Source organism: Halalkalibaculum sp. DA384 (genome assembly GCF_043951955.1).
Classification (GTDB): Bacteria; Bacteroidota; Rhodothermia; order Balneolales; family Balneolaceae; genus JAMQKA01.
Genome location: NZ_JBINJE010000004.1, coordinates 53,777 through 70,741, shown reverse-complemented (window position 1 = coordinate 70,741; position 16,965 = coordinate 53,777). Strand labels below are relative to the sequence as shown.

The window sequence follows — 16,965 nt, the reverse complement described above, 5'->3', positions numbered from 1 at the left end:
ATGAAGAAATTACCGTTCACATTTTTGCTTGTTTCATTTTTTGGAGTCCTCATTGCCTCCAATGCGAGGGCCCAGCCTGAACTCTCCAAGGATTATTCCTACGTCATGGAGATCCCGTCGGTCATCGCCGTGGAGAGCTCTCCCGCCCACCTGTATGTACTCTCTGAAACGGAGGGGATGGTCCTGTTCCGCACCCGCCCAGATTCTCTTCAATGGCTCTATTCCTCGTCGGGAATGGCCCGGCGCGGGTACAAAATGACGAGTGATATCCGTTTTGCATATCTTTTTGGTGATTCCAGGCGGCTTACGGTGCTCGAGCCGACCTCTGTGCTCGGCGTTTACTCCTCCACCCAGTTACCGGCTCCCCCCCTTGACGCCCGGCGCATGGACCAGTTTCTCTACATAGCGATGGGGACGGATGGACTGGGCCGCCTCGATCTTTCCACCCCCGCATCGGTGGATTCGGCCGTCACCCGCATAGAAACACGGCAGAAACCGGTTGTAGATCTCGAAACCAGCAGCAGCCAGCTGTTTGCCTTGGCCGACGATGGCACCCTCCTCATTTTTACCGAAAATGACGGGAATGGCGAGATATCCCTCTCGAACCAACTGCAGCTGGAACATCCCCTGGAACATATCTTTGTCATTGATGAACAACTTCTGGGTTCTGATCCATCCGGACGCATTTACGAGATCGACGGGAGTGGGGATCTCTCTGAACTTGGTTCCATTGGAGAATCGGTCAAGAAGATTGAGTCCTGGAACAACTGGTTGATCATCAGGGGGGAATCCAACCGGCTGTGGACCTCCTACCGCAGTCGTGCTCCCCAGCTTTGGAAAAAAGACCGGGATGCCGGCAACTATTTTACCGTTACCCAGGATCAGCTGTGGCTCTCTGAGTATAACCAGCTGAATCCCATTACCGTGGCTGAAGTTGCCACTGCCGAAGAAACGGACTCTGCCCAACCCGAAGCTTCCTCCACCCTCGCGCTGAAACCGATTCAGAATATAACTGTTCCCTATCCCAAGCCCGTTCTTCAGGCGATTGAGCTGGAGGGCAGCTACCCCCTTGAAAACCTGCAATTTGCCTACCAGTCCAACATCCAGAATGCCAACATCCGGGGGAACGGCTTTTACTGGCAGCCGCAATCCAACAACACTGGACGGCACCACTTTAAGATTATTGCCAGCTCACTGGATGGGCAGGTAGACAGCACCAGTTTTACAGTTGACGTCCGATCTTTTAACGCGCCCCCGCGCTTCAGTCCCGTCAGGCAGATTACCATTCCGGTGGGCGAATCATTCACACTGCCCGTGAATGCGACCGATCCCGACGGCAATGATCCGGACCTCATTCGGTATATCGGAGTAGATCTTCCGGAGGGAGCGACCGTGGACGAAAAAAGCGGGCGGTTCCAATGGACCCCCACCGCACGGCAGGTTGGCGAAAACAGCTTCCAGGTGGTGGCAACCGACCAGTTTGGAGCCGCCTCCCAGATTGATATTAACATCAGGGTAATTGAGATACAGCGGAGCGAGGAGTCCGGGGAATAAAAATTTCTTGGTGAGAAATCCGGGTTAACGGTTATCGGCTCAACACCGCCGGTTCCGGTTCGCTACTTGGGGGAACCGGTTCATCAACTGCTTCCAGCTCCTGTTGCAGGTAGTTCCTGACCTGGAAAAACTGATCCATCTCCTCTTCGGGAACAGAACGTGAGGCGGGGAGATCGATCGTAAGCGGATTGACCGGCTGATCGTTCTTGTATATCCGGTAGTCCAGGTGGGGACCCGTTGAGCGCCCGGTGCTTCCCACATACCCGATCACTTCTCCCTGCTCCACGGAGGCACCCCGCCGGATGCCACTCGCAAAACCATTCAGATGCAGGTATGCCGTCTCGTAAGTGCTGTTGTGGCGAATCTTTACAATATTTCCGTTGGCGCCCCGGTACCGCGCTTCTGTAACTGTCCCGTCACCCACCGAAAGTACCGGCGTTCCGGTTGGAGCGGCGTAGTCGACCCCGTAATGCGGCATCCGCCGTTTCAGAATCGGGTGAAGGCGGTTGTGGCTGAATCTCGAACTGATGCGCTGGCTATAGGTAAACGGGGCTTTTAGCAGCGCTTTTTGCACGCTCCTCCCCTCCTCGTCAAAGTAGCCGTCTATGTCGTCGCCTTCATATTTATACGCTTTATGCGTTTCACCCCGGTGCGTAAATTCCGCGGCCAGTATATCCCCCGTGCTGTAAAATGTCCCGTCAACAAATTTCTGCTCATAATAAATTTTAAATCGATCACCTTTGCGAAGAGCAAAAAAATCGATCTCCCAGGCATAAATTTCGGAGAGTTTATTCGCCATCAGCGGACTCAGATCCTCCGCCATCATGGCGTTGTACAGCGAGCTGGTGATTTCAGCGGAAGCGGTCGCCCGTTTGGTGGTAATCTCTTTCTGTTTCTTGTAGACATTTAGCGAATCCTGCCAGTCGAATACGACATATTCAACCGGTCCGGGCTGCCAGACAAGACGTGAAATTTTGCTGGATGAATCGGCAGAAGCATAGACCCGGTACTCCTGTCCCGGCCTGAACGAGCGTAAATTCACCACTTTCTCGGCCTCACGCGTGATGGAATAGATCTGGCGGGGCGAAACGTCGTATCGATCCAGGATTTCGTACAGGCTTTCATTCGGCTTAATCTCAAAATCGCTCACCAGGGATGAGTCATACGGAAATCCATATACATCGTAATTGACGTTTGCGGGTTTGACCGAACTGCTGTCCGGTTCCTCCACGTCAGTTTTGGCAGCCGGACTGCGCTTCGATTCGGGTGTGTTGCAGGCGAACAGTAAAACGGTGGAAATCGTAAACAAAAACAGCAGGCTGCGCATGTAAGTCCTGAATTTGAGAGCACTTGTTTAGTGTGACCCTGTGTTAATCCCGAGACAGGGAATAAATCGACCAGTAAATAATAAGTGGTATCCTCCTTTTTTACAACGACTAGATTTTTCTATTTTTGCTCCACATTTCATCTTTCGGTCCGCTCCGGCAAAAGACCCTGATGGTGTTTGAAATGGTGCTCTCTACCGTATTGATTTCTTTTTCTGAAAATTGTACGCTCCGAACGAGCAAGTCATCCGGCATGACGATTATCCTGAATTCCAATTTTTAAATACAATTTCTTCGTGTCTGAACTGAATTTTCGCTCCAATTTGCTTTCCTGGTACGACCAGCACAAACGTGACCTCCCCTGGCGCAGCTGTGGAGATCCGTATAAAGTGTGGATTTCTGAAATAATGCTGCAGCAGACGCGCGTAGACCAGGCGATGCCCTATTATTACCGGTTTGTGGAGCGGTTCCCAACCGTTCAGGACCTGGCTGCGGCCGATCAGCAGGAGGTGCTGAAGGTGTGGGAAGGACTGGGATATTACAGCCGGGCCCGGCATCTCCATCATGCGGCCCAAACAGTTGTGAATGATTTCGACGGGCAGCTTCCGGACACCTGGAATGAGATCACATCGTTGAAGGGGATCGGTCCCTATACCGCGTCCGCCATACTCAGCATCGCTTTTGAGAAAGAATATGCCGTGGTAGACGGCAATGTAATCCGGGTGTTGAGCCGGTATTTCGGCATCGAAGATGATATCCGCCGCACAGCCACAAAAAATGAGATCCAGCAGCGGGCGGATGAGCTCCTTGATCCCGATCGCCCGGGTGATTTCAACCAGGCCATGATGGAGCTCGGGGCCACCGTCTGCGCACCCTCCAACCCGGATTGCAACCACTGCCCGGTCAGCGCGGAATGTATTGCCTATAAATCGGTCAAAACGGACGATATACCCTATAAATCGCCGGCCAAAAAGAAGCCGCATCACCAGGTCGGAGTCGGAATTATCCACAATGAGAAAGATGAAGTGCTGATTGCACTACGCCCCGAAGACGCAATGCTTGGCGGACTCTGGGAGTTTCCCGGCGGCAAACAGACGGAGAATGAAGACATTGAAGAGACCGTGGTACGCGAGCTCGAGGAAGAACTGGGGGTAAGAGTGAATATAACCAAGCCTTTTATGAAGCTGGATCACGCCTATTCGCACTTCAAGATTACGATGCACGCTTTCCTGTGCGAGCTGGTGGATGGCACGCCGGAGCCCAACAGCAGCCAGGAGGTAAAATGGATTGCCATAAGCGATCTGGAAGAATACCCTTTTCCAAAAGCCAATAGAAAACTGACCAAAAAACTGATGCAGCTCGGTACCGGCCAGCAACAGCTGGATATTTAACAACTCTGCCGATATTATTCACGGGACATGTATAGTGTGTAGGTCTTCCTTTTTAGCAGACGGACTATCTGTGTACCAGGTTTTTATAAGGGATCTTTGCAGAACCTGCTATTTTGTTGGAGGGGGTTGTATCACCGACCGTATTGTCCTTTAATCGTGAGTACAATTCCCTCAGAACGAGGAAGTTAGGGTCTTGCAAAGCTCTCTATAAATGCGTGCTCAGGATGCAAGGTTCTCAGCTATTTCTCCAAGTAAGTGCCATTTGATACGGTGTAGTACCCGCCGGGACTCCATTCAAATAACCACCTTCTCATAGGTGGTTTTGATCATCCCCCTGCCCTCCCTTCGTTCATCACTTCCAGCTTTTCAATCAGTACTGCCCCAGCGGGAAGATAGGCCAGCACTCCCGGTCCTATCTGATCGGAATTCATAATTCTTCATCCGTCTCCGGCCTGAAGAGTTGTGAGCCCTGCAAACAAGCCGGGACAACGGCGACTAAAAGCGAGTGGCAGATAATACGTCGAACAGGCAGGTAAAATAAAAAAGCCCTTACAGCAACCTGTAAGAGCTTTTGTCGAGAGCGGGAAACCGGATTTGAACCGGCGACCCTCACCTTGGCAAGGTGATGCTCTACCACTGAGCTATTCCCGCTTCAGAAGACCCAAATATAAGACCCTTGCACAGTATATTTCAAATAAAATATAAGGTTTTTAAAATTCTCCTTTCGTTGCCGTTTCGATACACTACCGGAAGAAATACCTGCTTACCGCTTGATCTTTTCCCGCACCTGGCCGTCCGTAATCTCATTCTTGATAAATTCATCACCCGGCAGCGTCGGGCGGTCGCGATAGCGATCCACAATACAGATAAACCCGAGAGGATCCTCACCGGTGGCGTGAAACTGGTGCGGGGTTTCCGGCGCTACAAATATTACATCGTGGAGGCCGACCTGATGCAATTCATTGCCAAGTACAACCTCTCCCGCTCCCCGTATGATAATTACCGAGTGCGGGTGCCGGTGTATTTCAAAACTGGTATATCCCCCCGGCTCCACTTCAAAATAGCGGGTTTGAAAATTGAGCTGCTGTTCATCATCGGCCTCCCCCAGCAGCGAATACCGATGGACCCCGCGGTAGCACTGGCTGTCATCCTTATACTCTTTCCGCGGTACAGCGTCCCATTGATAGTCAGAACATTTGATCACTTTTGAGCGGTTTTTATTCTTCATCATCCTTTATTTTAGTCAGTATTTCGCTGAATTCACTGGCTGCAGTCTCTATCCCCCCGGGGTGCTTGTACAGGCTGCCTCCCATTAAAAACACGGTGTCGGGTCCATAGGTTTCAAGCCAGTGGTCGATATTGCTGATCTTGAGTCCGCCCGCCGGAACGGGGAATGAAGACTTGAATAGTCCCCTGTTTTGTACTCGGGCGGCCCTGTTGATCGACCGGCACTCATCCAGCGTAAAGGAAAAACGGCCGCCTGCATTGGGATAAATCACAAAATCCGCTCCCAATGCGCGCCAGAGCTGGCCATACAGGAAGCCGGGTGACAGCCCTTTTCCCGTAACGGTGGTTAGCGATCCGGAAAAAGCGGGATGGGCCATGATCGGCAGCTTAATCTCCATACGCGCCAGTTGATGCATCGTTTCAAGGCCGGTGATGTGGGGACAGATAAGGACGCCATCGGCCCCGAGATCGGCGGCCATCTCGTACCGGTCCACGGCGTCCGACGCCAGGGCGGTAATATTGGGAAAGTACCATGATCGCCGGCCGGATTCTTCCGCCGCACGTTCAACAGCCTGCACACAAGCCGGTACCCGTTCACGGAATGGAGCATACACCTGGTTTGCAAGCCCGTGATCGTCTTTAATGATATCGATTCCCCCTTTTGCAAAACGGTAGCACAGGTCGGCCAGCTCCCCGGCACTTTTCCCCACCGGCTTAACGGCTGTTGAGGATATTGCTCGTCCGGTAATATTCAGCCGGGCTCTCAGCTCCTCAATGCCCAGCGCCGGCCCGCCAAAAAGGGTCTCCGCCAGTGGTCTCCAGCTGGCATCCGTGACCCGTATTCCGGGTTGGAGTGAAATGTTTCCATAAAGGATATTGATAAAATTTGATATCTCTCCACCAATATTTTGGAGAGGCCAGTCAATCTTTACGATGTAGGTCTCTTCATCGACCTGCTGCCGGAAGTTCGGTTTACCCACAATTTTATCCGCCAGCGATTCTGAGAGGACCTGCAGGGGTAGCTCTGCACTCTGTTCCAGGCAGATATTTTCCACTTTTTGATCGATATCCTCGTCATCAGCCACCTGCACCCGGTATGTCAAGGTAAAGAAATGCATCTATTCATTTATAGGTGCTTTGAAAAGCCATAGCCCATTAGCAATGTAATAAGGTTAGAAAAAATCAGGCCATTGGGTTTGGATAGCATATCGGGGTGAATCGAGTGTAAAACCGAATAGCCGCCTGTATTCCAAAGATAGCTATTACCAGGGACCTTTGCAGAACCTGTTATTTTGTTGTGAGGTAGTTGTACTACCGACCTGGTGACCTTTTAACGGGAGTATAACTCCCTCTGAACGAGGAATTGAGGGTTTTGCAAAGCCCTCTACTTCTGAATCAAAACTACATTCCGAGCCACCATCTCAATCGAGTACAAGCGTTTCGGATCGCTTGGGTCCGCTGGAGAGTATTTTGAGCTCCACGCCAAGATAATCCTGGATAAAACGCAGATACTCACGGGCTTCCGGGGGCAGTTCACTCAACGAATTGCACTTGTTGATGTCCGACTTCCATCCCGGAAATGTTTTATAAACCGGTTCCGCGTTTTTGATTTCATAGAGGTCAGGGGAAAATTCTCGTATCTTTTCTCCGCCGACCTTGTATTCCGTACAGACTCTGATCTCCTCGAAGTTATTCAGGATATCGATCTTGGTAACTGCCAGCTCGTCAATTCCGTTGATACGAACAGCATACTTCAGGGCAACCAGGTCAAGCCAGCCGCAGCGCCGGGGACGCCCGGTTGTTGCCCCGAACTCCTGTCCCTCTTTACGGAGAAATTCTCCCGTTTCTCCGGTAAGCTCCGTGGGAAACGGGCCGTTGCCCACCCGCGTGCAATAGGCTTTGGTTATGCCCATCACATGATCGATTGCACGGGGAGAAATACCGGTACCGGTGCAGGCGCCTCCGGCAGTAGGCGAAGAAGAGGTTACATAGGGATAGGTTCCGTGATCAATATCAAGCAGGCTTCCCTGGGCTCCCTCCAGCAAAATGTCTTCCCCGTTTTCAATTCCCCGGTGCAAAAGAGTCGCTGTATTGGTAATATAGGGACACAATTTTTCAGCTGCCTCCAGGGTTTCATCCAAAATTTGCTCCACTTCCAGGGGATCTTCCTTGTAGATATGCACCAATGCTTCATTGATGTCGTCAAGGTTGCTTTTGAGCTTTTCCGCCAAAATATCTTCATGAAAAAGATCGGCCATGCGGATTCCCACCCGCGAAACCTTACTCACGTATGCGGGACCGATGCCGCGGCCGGTGGTACCGATGGCATCCTCTCCGCGGTGCTTTTCCTTGACCTGGTCCAGCAGTTTGTGATAGGGAAGGATGGCATGGGCGGAACTGCTGATGAATAACCGGTTTTCCAGGTCGATATCCATACCCTGAATGTTTTCGATCTCATCCAGCAGCGCCCGGGGTTCGATGACCACCCCGTTGCCGATCACACATTTTGCAGAACCATTGAATATTCCGGAGGGAACCAGGTGAAGAACGATCTCCTGGTCATCGAATTTAAGCGTATGGCCGGCATTGGCCCCACCCTGATATCGAACGACGTAATCAGCCTCCTTGCTTAACAGATCAACAATTTTACCTTTGCCTTCGTCACCCCACTGGGCACCTACAACTACTCGAATTGACATAGACTATATTTTACACAAAAAAAGGGGTGTATGTGAACACCCCTCTTTTCAAGATTGGATTATAACATTAACTTTCTTCGGACTCCGACTCATCATACGACTCGATCGCCTCGTCAAGCGACTTATAGTGCTTAAACACGGTGATAAGTTTCGTGATGACCAGCAGGCTTTCGATCTTGTCGGTCGCATTTGCGATACGAAGGTCGCCGCCCGCTTTCCGCATGGTGGTCAGCCCGCCGATGAGCATGCCAAGGCCGGATGAGTTCATAAATTTGACTTTTCCCAGGTCTGCCACAACATTGGTTTTTTCCTCCTCAATCAGCTCATGCAGCTTCTCATTGAGCTTGACAGCATCAGGTCCCCCCATCACGTTGCCTTTAAATTCAAGCACTACACAATTGTATCGCTCCGAAACATTAAAATTCATCGTATGAATCTCCCTATTTAGATTATCTGTTAGGAGTTGTATTTAAGCTTTTTTTGCCCGGGTTTCAAGCTCAACAACCATTGAACTTGCGACAAACAGCGAACTGTATGTACCCACGATAACGCCAAGCATCAGGGCAAAGGAAAAGCCTTTTAACACCTCGCCGCCAAAGATAAACAGGATTGTAACTACAAACAAGGTGGTAACCGAAGTAATGACCGTGCGACTCAGCGTGTCATTGAGACTTTTATTCACCATCTTGGTATACTCCATCGTTTTGTAGAGAAGCGCATTTTCGCGAATACGGTCAAACACGACAACGGTATCGTTGAGGGAATAACCGACAATGGTAAGAAAGGCGGCAATAATAGCCTGGTCAATCTGCATGCTGAAGGGCGCCAGGTCCGAAAATATGGTGAATATGCCGAGCACCAGCAGCACATCGTGGAACAAGGCGGCCACCGCCCCTGCTGAAAATGTCCAGTTTTTAAACCGGATCAGGATATAGACGAAGATGACGATCAGCGCAAATATAATCGCCTGCAGCGCCCCCGCTTTCAGATCCTCCGCAAAGCGCGGGCCGACGACGTCGGTCTTGATCACCGTGGTTTCATTACCAGGGTAGACCTCTGCCATCGTGCCGGTGATAATATTTTGGACATCGGTAATATCACCGGGATTGTCGGTACGGATCAGAATTTCCTCGGGAGAACCAAACCGCTTGACTTCCGGGGTGCTGCCCAGCGGTTCAGACAGCTCGCTGCGCACCTGCACAACATCCACTGCCTCCTGGAATTGCAGGACATACTCTTTTCCTCCGCGAAAATCGATCCCGTACTGCAGTCCCTTTGCAAGGATTGCGATGATCGATATTACGAGTAACGTTCCTGAAACGATGTAGCCGATCTTGTGGGCTTTTATAAAATCAAAACTTGGTGTTTCAAACCATCTCATAATTCAGATTCCTCAAATTAGATCTTTCGTTAAAATTTTCTGGGATATCGATCAGCCGAAGCTGATTTCAGCCGAACGATCGCGTGTCAGCCAGTCGATCACAACCCGGGTAATAACAATGGCGCTAAACAGCGACGCCACAATTCCGGCCATCAGCGTAACAGCGAATCCCTTGATCGGGCCAACGCCAAAACTGAACAGGATGATACCCACGAAAAAGGTCGTCACGTTGGCATCGACAATGGCGCTCATCGCGTTCGCGTACCCGGCATCGATGGCGGCGCGGAGCGTTTTGCCGGTTCGCTGCTCCTCCCTGATTCTGTCAAAGATCAGCACGTTTGCATCTACCGCCATACCGATGGTTAAGACAATACCGGCAATACCCGGAAGGGTTAGTGTGGCGTTGAAAGCGGCCAGGATACCCAGTATAAATATGATATTCAACAAGAGGGCCAGGTCAGCGATGGCTCCGCCGCGATGGTAGTAGACGATCATAAATACCGCTACGATGACCAACCCGATAAAGACCGAGTAAAAACCGGACTGGATGGAGGCCTCTCCCAGCGTAGCACCCACTGTCCGCTCCTCAACAATATTGAGTGGAGCCGGCAGCGCACCGGAGAGCAGGATATTCACAAGGTCTTCTGCCTCGGTGACCTCCCCTATGCCCTCGATAACCGAACGGCCATTAGAAATTTTGGTGTTCACATTGGGATAGGAGTAGACATAACCATCCAGCACAATGGCAATCGGTTTACCGATATTAGCTCCTGTGATACGGGCCCAGCGGCGGGCGCCCTCGCTGTTCATGGCCATGGAAACCTGCGGGGCATTGGTTGTCGGGTCGAAGGTAACCTGCGCTTCTTCGATCACTTCGCCCGTCATTTCCACCGATTCGCGAACCCCGATCAGCTCAAAAAGCTCGGTTGCACCCTCTTGGGAGGTCTGAAACGGGGTTGCTCCCCACATCAGCTCCACATTACGCGGGATCATCTCCTGCACGTCGGGCCTGCCCAGCAGCTCATTAACGCGGGCAGTGTCGGTTGCGGCCGCATAGCCAAATACATATTGATTTCTCGGCCGTGGATTCAGCACCTGCGACAACGGGTTGGGCCCACCCGACTCCGAGGCGGTCGTGTCCGTCGTGTCTCCTCCGGCCGTCCCCTGCTGATCAAAATAACTCATGATCTGTTCCCGGGCAGAACCCAGGTCGTTGGGATCCGCCGCCAGGCGAAACTCCAGCCGTGCCGTTCCCTTGAGCAGGCTTCGCACGCGCTCTTTGTTGGCCACTCCCGGCAGCTCTACGACAACCCGGTTATTCCCCTGCTTCAAAATGGAGGGCTCGGTAACACCGTATCGGTCAACCCGGGTCCTAATAATGTCGATCGCACGATCCACGGCCTCATCACGCTGGTTCTGCAGGTACTCCTGTATCTCCTCGTTGGTGGATCGGCGGGTGATATTGTCGGCGTCAGAGCGGAAATAGCGACTGAGCCGCGCATTTGAGTCGCGCTGCTCAAACTCCTGGACCAGCTCGTCAATAAAGTCGGTACCGTTTTCGAGGGCCCGTTGATCTGCAATATTGATAATGTTTTGCAGCGTCGTATCGGCGTATTGACCGGCCAGCTCATACACCAGCTGAGGGGTACCCACTTCCAGTGTAACGTGCATCCCCCCCTGCAGGTCGAGTCCCAGGGAGAGCATTTCGGTGCGGAGGTTTTGCAATCGCGCCTGATTCTCTTCTACATATTCAGTACGCTCGGCCTGTGGCAAATCCTGTATGTAGTTCTGTTCAAGCCAGTATGCCACGGTTGGCCACAGGTAGTAAAAGGAGATAGCTAAAAAGGCTACAATAGAACCTATTTTAAAACCATTGTCTTTCATGGTAGTTCGTCAGGTTAAACGTTAAAATTTAATTTCGCAGGGTGGAAAAGATAAAGAATTCGGATACCAGGCGGGGTAGACTAAGGGGCTCCAATCGCGACGCCGCCGGCAAGAGGTATGATGTGGTATATCTGTTGCGGTATGAGATTGGCGGACTGAAGGAGATCAGTTGATAAGTCAAATCGTTCAGCTTGTTTTCGGTACGTCGCACTCAGTGAGTGAACGAACTTGTCGAGCGTGGAGAGGATGCTAGACTTGATGGTTGTTGAGGGGAGCGACGCCTTGCCCATGCCGTTACCGGTCTGGTAGGAGTTCCACTCCCAAATCAGTAAATCGTACACCTTGCCGGAATCGTTGCTGTTCGCACCAAGGGGCAGATTGAAATCTTCGTTATTCCGCAATACGATCTCCGAGGCCTTCTGAATAAGGATATCCAGGGATTCATCTGAATTCTGCAGGTTAAAAAGCTTCTGCCTGACATTGTCAGAATCCACCTCTCCTTTCTTTACCACCGTATTCAGCCAGCTGGCAAATGAGTTTGATGCCGTTTCAGCCTGAACGGGGCGCACCAGGTACAGCGCCATGCCCATACAAACGGTGGCTACCATCAAAAGTCGGACGATATGTGATCGCATAATTTTCACAAGTGGCTGAAAATAGGCAGAAACCGAGAGCGGTACAAACTCAAATACAGATTATCACCGCGCCCGATATTCTGCCGGTTCACTATCTCCTTATAACGGACAGATATTGTTATATCTTTTATATCATATTTCGATATTGCAACAACCTTTGGAATGATCCACGGTTTTAAATTCCATCAGACCTCGATCTTTTCCTTTTTTTCGCGCTCGAACTCCTGGCTGAGGTATCGGCCGGTATAGCTGCTCTCCACCTGGGCGACCTGTTCCGGGGTTCCTTCGGCAATAATTTCGCCCCCGCCTACGCCGCCTTCCGGTCCGAGATCAATAATCCAGTCTGCCGCTTTGACCAGATCGAGATTGTGCTCAATTACTATTACTGAATTCCCCTTGTCAACCAACTGCTGAATGACATCCACCAGCATGCGCACATCCTGGAAATGAAGGCCTGTTGTGGGTTCATCCATGATATACAGCGTGTCTCCGGTTCCCACTTTGGAGAGCTCCCGCGCCAGCTTAATCCGCTGGGCCTCTCCCCCCGAAAGCGTGGTGCTGGATTGTCCAAGTGTCAGGTACCCGAGTCCCACATCGTTCAGCGTTCCCAGGATACGGTTGATAGCGGGAACGGAATCAAAAAACTCACTGGCCTCCTTGATCGACATATTCAACACATCAGCGATATTTTTTCCCTTGTAATAGATCTCCAGGGTCTCGCGATTGTAGCGCTTGCCGTTACAGGTTTCGCAGGTTACGTAGACATCGGGCAGGAAGTTCATCTCAATTTTGCGGACGCCATCCCCGTTACAGGCCTCGCAGCGTCCTCCCTTGACGTTAAATGAAAATCGCCCCTGGTCATACCCCCTGATTTTGGATTCCGGGAGTTCGGCAAAAAGGGAGCGGATATGATCAAAAACCTTCGTGTAGGTCCCTGGGTTGGACCGCGGGGTTCTGCCGATCGGGCTTTGATCCACCGAGATAATCTTGTCCAGATTGTCCAGCCCGTGAACCCGGTCATAGGGCAGCGGCACCGTCTTTGAGTTATAAAAATGGTTTGAAAAGATCGGGGCCAGCGTCTGGTTGATGAGCGAACTCTTCCCGCTCCCACTTACACCGGTGACACAGATAAACTTGTTGAGCGGTATTTCCACATCCAGGTTCTTAAGGTTGTGGCCTCTCACGCCGGTCAGCTTTACGCTTTTCCCGTTCCCTCTGCGTCGCTCTTCGGGATACGGGATCATCTCCTTGTCATCCAAAAACCGGGCCGTCATCGAGTCGGGATCCAGCTCTTCTGGCGGACCCTCGGTCACTATTTCGCCGCCGTACTCTCCCGCGCCGGGACCCAGGTCCAGCACGTAGTCGGCATGTTCAATCGTTTCGCGGTCATGCTCCACGACGATGAGACTGTTCCCCAGATCACGCAACGTCTCCAGCGAACGTATCAGCTTTATGTTGTCGCGCTGGTGCAGGCCGATGCTCGGTTCATCCAGTATATAAAGTACGCCGACAAGCTGGGTCCCGATCTGTGTAGCCAGCCGAATCCGCTGCGCTTCTCCGCCCGAGAGCGTTTGCGCTTCGCGGTCCAGCGTCAGGTAATCGAGTCCTACATTCAGTAGAAAGTCGACCCGGTCGCGCACCTCCTTGAGGACCTGGTGGCCAATTTTCTGCTGGCGCTCTGTCAGGTCCAGGTTATTAACCGCCTCCCGCAGGGAATTGAGATCCATTTTAACGAGATCGTCGATCGTGTATCCGTCAATCTTGTAGGAAAGCGCCTCTTTGTTAAGCCGGCCACCCCCGCAGGCATCGCAGGTCATTTTGGCCATAAACGCCTTGGCTTTATCCCGCTGCTTGTTCGACTTGCTCTCCTCGTACTGCTCCCGGATGATATTCCGCAGCCCCTTGAACGAATGTTTGTATGTTACGCTGTCATCGCGGAAGTCATAGCTTACGTCATACTTTTTGTCGCCTCCACCCTCAAAAAGCAGTTCCAGGGCTTCTTCAGGATACTCTTCAATCGGGGTTTCAAAATCGAGATCCACCGTATCCAGCACCGCCTGCAGCTGTTTGAAGACAAAGATATCGCGCGGTTCTCCCAGGAACCGGATCGCCCCTTCGGCAATAGACTGCGCCGGGTTCGGGATGACGAGCTTTCGGTCCACATCGTGGGTATAGCCGAGACCGTCGCACTTCTGGCACGCCCCGTACGGTGAGTTAAACGAAAAGATGTTGGGAGCAGGATCTTCATACGCCAAACCGCTTTCCGGGTCGAACAGGTTTTGCGAGAACAGGTGATCTTTGAGTTCTCCATCCTCTTCGGGAACCGCCAGGATGACATTCCCATCGGCCATCTCCAGGGCCAGGCGAACGCTTTCGGCAATCCGTTTTTCACTCTTGGGGTTGATCACAAAGCGATCTACCACAACCTCGATGTTATGGGTTTTGTAGCGGTCCACTTTCATATCCTCCTCCAAGTCCATGAATTCCCCATCTACACGCACCTGCACAAAACCCTGCTTCATTGTTTGCTCAAAAAGCTCCCGATAATGTCCCTTGCGGCCGCGGACAACCGGTGCCAGGCAGTACGCCTTTGTGCCTTCCGGCATCTCCATGATGCTCTCGACCACCTGGTCGGCACTCTGTTTTTCCATCCTGTTGCCGGTTTTCCATGAGTACGGCACCCCGATGCGGGCATAGAGAAGGCGGAGAAAATCATAAATTTCGGTAACGGTTCCCACTGTTGAACGGGGATTCCGGTTTGTCGTCTTCTGGTCAATGGAAATAACCGGGGAAAGTCCGTCAATAAAGTCGATATCCGGTCGCTCCATCATCCCCAGGAACTGCCGGGCGTAAGCCGAAAGAGATTCCAGGAACCGCCGCTGGCCTTCGGCGTAGATGGTGTCAAATGCAAGAGATGACTTGCCGGAACCCGAAATGCCGGTCACCACGACCAGCTGTTCCCGGGGTATATTGACGTCTATATTTTTGAGATTGTGTTCGCGTGCTCCGCGTATGACGATGTGTTCTCGCAAAGAAATCGTAGCTTTTTAGGTTAGCAATAAACTCCTAAAGATAATCAGTTAGAATGCTAATTGTAAGGACAATTAACAGCTTTTTTCTTCCATTCTGCATATCCGAAATTAGCCAACAGCGTTGGCCAAGGTTTAGTTTCTTCAACGATCATTTGGAGCAATAGGAATGAAATCGGCGATTCAATGCATCTTCGGCATTTTTACAATCGGGACCGATGAACCTGCATTTTTCACCAATTTCGCAGCTGGCTACACACTGTAATAGTGTTCTGGTTTTAAATAAATGTAACTCACTACATATCAGAGCTTAAAAAAAATGAAATTTTCCTCGTGAGAAATGCAGGTGAACACCTTCGCTGCTATTCCCCGCCGAAGGCGGCGTTATACTTCTTCCCAAATTCCCGGTTTGGAACATATCCCTCCTGGTCTTCAGATAGCTCCGGCTTGATTCGCCGTAAAAAATACATCGGGACCGAGCCCATATTTTTAACCTCAATCTCGCCCCGGGCTTCACATTCAAAGAAATCGCGGATACGCCGGTAGGTCTGTTCCGAAATGTTGACAGCGTTCCTGCTCGAGGTTTCCTCCATCCTGCTGGCCAGGTTTACGGCAGAACCCCAGACATCGTAGGCAAACCGCTTTTTCCCGATCACCCCAACCAGCACCTCCCCGGTGTTAATGCCGATCCTGATGTTCCAGTTCTCCTGCTCTTTCTCGTGCTCTTCCCGGGTGAACTTCAGGATCCGCAACGCGGTAAGGGCGGTATCAACGGCATGTGACTTGTTGCGTTCGGGCAGGCCGCCAACGGCCATATAGCTATCCCCGATCGTCTTAATTTTTTCTACCCCGTACTCGGCCGAAAAGCTGTCGAAGTTGTCAAAATAATGGCTGAGCTTTTCAATAAATTCTTCTGGATCCAGTTCTGTTACAGACCGGCTGAACCCGGTAAAATCGGTAAACAGAATACTTACATCACTATACAGCTCGGGAGTTACTTTGTTAAAAGCGATCAGTTGCTCCGCAATTTTCTCCGGGAAGATATTGTGCAGCAGCTCCTGGTGCTCTTCCCGCACGTATTCCAGCTCTTCCAACGCATCATTGAGCTCGTCCCTGGTTTCCTCAAGCTGCTCTTTCTGGGCCACGGAGTTATTATAGGTTGAAACCAGCAGGTTAAGTACCTTGGGCCAGTTCGCCTCGATATGGTACTCCCTCCCGTCAATTGTCACCGCCTTTCTATCTGCCTCTTCAGGCGGAGCGACGGGATTTTCCAGCAGCTCCCGGATCTTGGAAAACAGGGTTTTGTCATCATACGGCTTGGTCAGGTAGTTGTCGGCACCGGCTTCTATGCCTTTCATCAGGTTCTCGGTCGTATGCATAAAGGTAAGGAGTATAACCGGCGTGGTATTGAGCTCCGGGTCCTCCTTGATTGAACGACACAGCTCGTACCCGTCCATCACCGGCATTTCGAGATCGCTGATTACCAGGTCCGGCTTTTCTTCACGGCAGATCTCGAGGGCATCTTCCCCGTTCTGGGCGGTGATCACCTCAAAATCTTTCTTGGTCAGTTTATAACGGAGAGTGGTAACGAGGGAAGGGACATCGTCGACAATTAAAATTTTATACGTCTGTTCAAACATCTACATAAATGGGTTTGGAAGCGGAAGAAACCTTTCGGCCATGGATATTAAGTGATCTTGTTGCCACAGAAACAAAATGAGAAAAACCGGGTAAAAATATACTCTCGTTTGCACTGATCTTCAACGGGCGATCAGGAACGCTTCATGCACAGGCAGACCGGCAATCTGTGATGCACCTGAATAGTTGCCCGCTGCACCTA

The 16,965-nt window shown here is 51.4% G+C and carries 13 protein-coding genes and 1 tRNA gene; 3 read left to right on the top strand and 11 right to left on the bottom strand.

The features are described 5' to 3' along the window. Window positions 1–1,554: an Ig-like domain-containing protein gene (locus tag ACG2E4_RS03825; RefSeq protein ID WP_395275750.1), complete on the top strand. Its 1,554-nt coding sequence runs from the start codon at window positions 1–3 to the stop codon at window positions 1,552–1,554. A gap of 31 nt (window positions 1,555–1,585) precedes the next feature. Here the strand turns inward: ACG2E4_RS03825 and ACG2E4_RS03820 are convergent, their stop codons facing one another. Beyond that, window positions 1,586–2,881 (bottom strand): peptidoglycan DD-metalloendopeptidase family protein, encoded by a 1,296-nt coding sequence (locus ACG2E4_RS03820; protein ID WP_395261174.1) that lies wholly within the window; start codon window positions 2,879–2,881, stop codon window positions 1,586–1,588. A 125-nt stretch (window positions 2,882–3,006) separates the two neighbouring features. Here ACG2E4_RS03820 and ACG2E4_RS03815 point away from each other — a divergent pair, with 125 nt between their 5' ends. Together ACG2E4_RS03815 and mutY are read left to right on the top strand one after the other, a co-directional pair. Next, complete coding sequence (locus ACG2E4_RS03815; protein ID WP_395275749.1) at window positions 3,007–3,162, top strand: hypothetical protein; 156 nt, start codon at window positions 3,007–3,009, stop codon at window positions 3,160–3,162. 13 nt (window positions 3,163–3,175) lie between these two features. Next, window positions 3,176–4,270 carry an A/G-specific adenine glycosylase gene (gene mutY, locus ACG2E4_RS03810; RefSeq protein WP_395261176.1) on the top strand — a complete coding sequence of 365 codons (1,095 nt, stop codon included), beginning with the start codon at window positions 3,176–3,178 and terminating at the stop codon, window positions 4,268–4,270. A 579-nt stretch (window positions 4,271–4,849) separates the two neighbouring features. Here the strand turns inward: mutY and ACG2E4_RS03805 are convergent. From ACG2E4_RS03805 to ACG2E4_RS03760, 10 genes are all read right to left on the bottom strand, one after another. Beyond that, window positions 4,850–4,921: transfer RNA gene (locus ACG2E4_RS03805), tRNA-Gly, on the bottom strand. 112 nt (window positions 4,922–5,033) lie between these two features. Next, window positions 5,034–5,501, bottom strand: coding sequence for a cupin domain-containing protein (locus tag ACG2E4_RS03800; protein ID WP_395275748.1), 468 nt, complete (start codon window positions 5,499–5,501; stop codon window positions 5,034–5,036). Next, window positions 5,488–6,615 carry a RuBisCO large subunit C-terminal-like domain-containing protein gene (locus tag ACG2E4_RS03795; protein WP_395261180.1) on the bottom strand — a complete coding sequence of 376 codons (1,128 nt, stop codon included), beginning with the start codon at window positions 6,613–6,615 and terminating at the stop codon, window positions 5,488–5,490. The genes ACG2E4_RS03800 and ACG2E4_RS03795 overlap by 14 nt, the downstream gene beginning before the upstream one ends. A gap of 303 nt (window positions 6,616–6,918) precedes the next feature. Further along, on the bottom strand, window positions 6,919–8,196 hold the full coding sequence (locus ACG2E4_RS03790; RefSeq protein WP_395261182.1) for an adenylosuccinate synthase: 1,278 nt from the start codon (window positions 8,194–8,196) through the stop codon (window positions 6,919–6,921). A 67-nt stretch (window positions 8,197–8,263) separates the two neighbouring features. Next, window positions 8,264–8,623, bottom strand: coding sequence for an STAS domain-containing protein (locus tag ACG2E4_RS03785; RefSeq protein WP_395261184.1), 360 nt, complete (start codon window positions 8,621–8,623; stop codon window positions 8,264–8,266). A gap of 42 nt (window positions 8,624–8,665) precedes the next feature. After that, on the bottom strand, window positions 8,666–9,577 hold the full coding sequence (gene secF / locus ACG2E4_RS03780; RefSeq protein WP_395261185.1) for a protein translocase subunit SecF: 912 nt from the start codon (window positions 9,575–9,577) through the stop codon (window positions 8,666–8,668). Between the two features lie 51 nt (window positions 9,578–9,628). Then, window positions 9,629–11,461: a protein translocase subunit SecD gene (secD, locus tag ACG2E4_RS03775; protein ID WP_395261187.1), complete on the bottom strand. Its 1,833-nt coding sequence runs from the start codon at window positions 11,459–11,461 to the stop codon at window positions 9,629–9,631. 80 nt (window positions 11,462–11,541) lie between these two features. Then, window positions 11,542–12,096, bottom strand: coding sequence for a hypothetical protein (locus ACG2E4_RS03770; RefSeq protein ID WP_395275747.1), 555 nt, complete (start codon window positions 12,094–12,096; stop codon window positions 11,542–11,544). A gap of 185 nt (window positions 12,097–12,281) precedes the next feature. After that, entirely contained in the window at window positions 12,282–15,128 is a 2,847-nt protein-coding gene (gene uvrA / locus ACG2E4_RS03765; RefSeq protein ID WP_395261190.1) for an excinuclease ABC subunit UvrA, read from the bottom strand. Window positions 15,129–15,487: 359 nt separating this feature from the next. Beyond that, window positions 15,488–16,765, bottom strand: coding sequence for an adenylate/guanylate cyclase domain-containing protein (locus tag ACG2E4_RS03760; RefSeq protein WP_395261192.1), 1,278 nt, complete (start codon window positions 16,763–16,765; stop codon window positions 15,488–15,490). Window positions 16,766–16,965 lie beyond the last annotated feature (200 nt).

What these genes read in the sequence shown, in the direction of transcription:
- ACG2E4_RS03825 (WP_395275750.1), top strand. Translation starts at nt 1, where the DNA reads ATGAAGAAATTACCGTTCACATTTTTGCTTGTTTCATTTTTTGGAGTC.
- ACG2E4_RS03820 (WP_395261174.1), bottom strand. Translation starts at nt 2,881, where the DNA reads ATGCGCAGCCTGCTGTTTTTGTTTACGATTTCCACCGTTTTACTGTTC.
- ACG2E4_RS03800 (WP_395275748.1), bottom strand. Translation starts at nt 5,501, where the DNA reads ATGATGAAGAATAAAAACCGCTCAAAAGTGATCAAATGTTCTGACTAT.
- ACG2E4_RS03795 (WP_395261180.1), bottom strand. Translation starts at nt 6,615, where the DNA reads ATGCATTTCTTTACCTTGACATACCGGGTGCAGGTGGCTGATGACGAG.
- ACG2E4_RS03790 (WP_395261182.1), bottom strand. Translation starts at nt 8,196, where the DNA reads ATGTCAATTCGAGTAGTTGTAGGTGCCCAGTGGGGTGACGAAGGCAAA.
- ACG2E4_RS03785 (WP_395261184.1), bottom strand. Translation starts at nt 8,623, where the DNA reads ATGAATTTTAATGTTTCGGAGCGATACAATTGTGTAGTGCTTGAATTT.
- secF (WP_395261185.1), bottom strand. Translation starts at nt 9,577, where the DNA reads ATGAGATGGTTTGAAACACCAAGTTTTGATTTTATAAAAGCCCACAAG.
- secD (WP_395261187.1), bottom strand. Translation starts at nt 11,461, where the DNA reads ATGAAAGACAATGGTTTTAAAATAGGTTCTATTGTAGCCTTTTTAGCT.
- ACG2E4_RS03770 (WP_395275747.1), bottom strand. Translation starts at nt 12,096, where the DNA reads ATGCGATCACATATCGTCCGACTTTTGATGGTAGCCACCGTTTGTATG.
- ACG2E4_RS03760 (WP_395261192.1), bottom strand. Translation starts at nt 16,765, where the DNA reads ATGTTTGAACAGACGTATAAAATTTTAATTGTCGACGATGTCCCTTCC.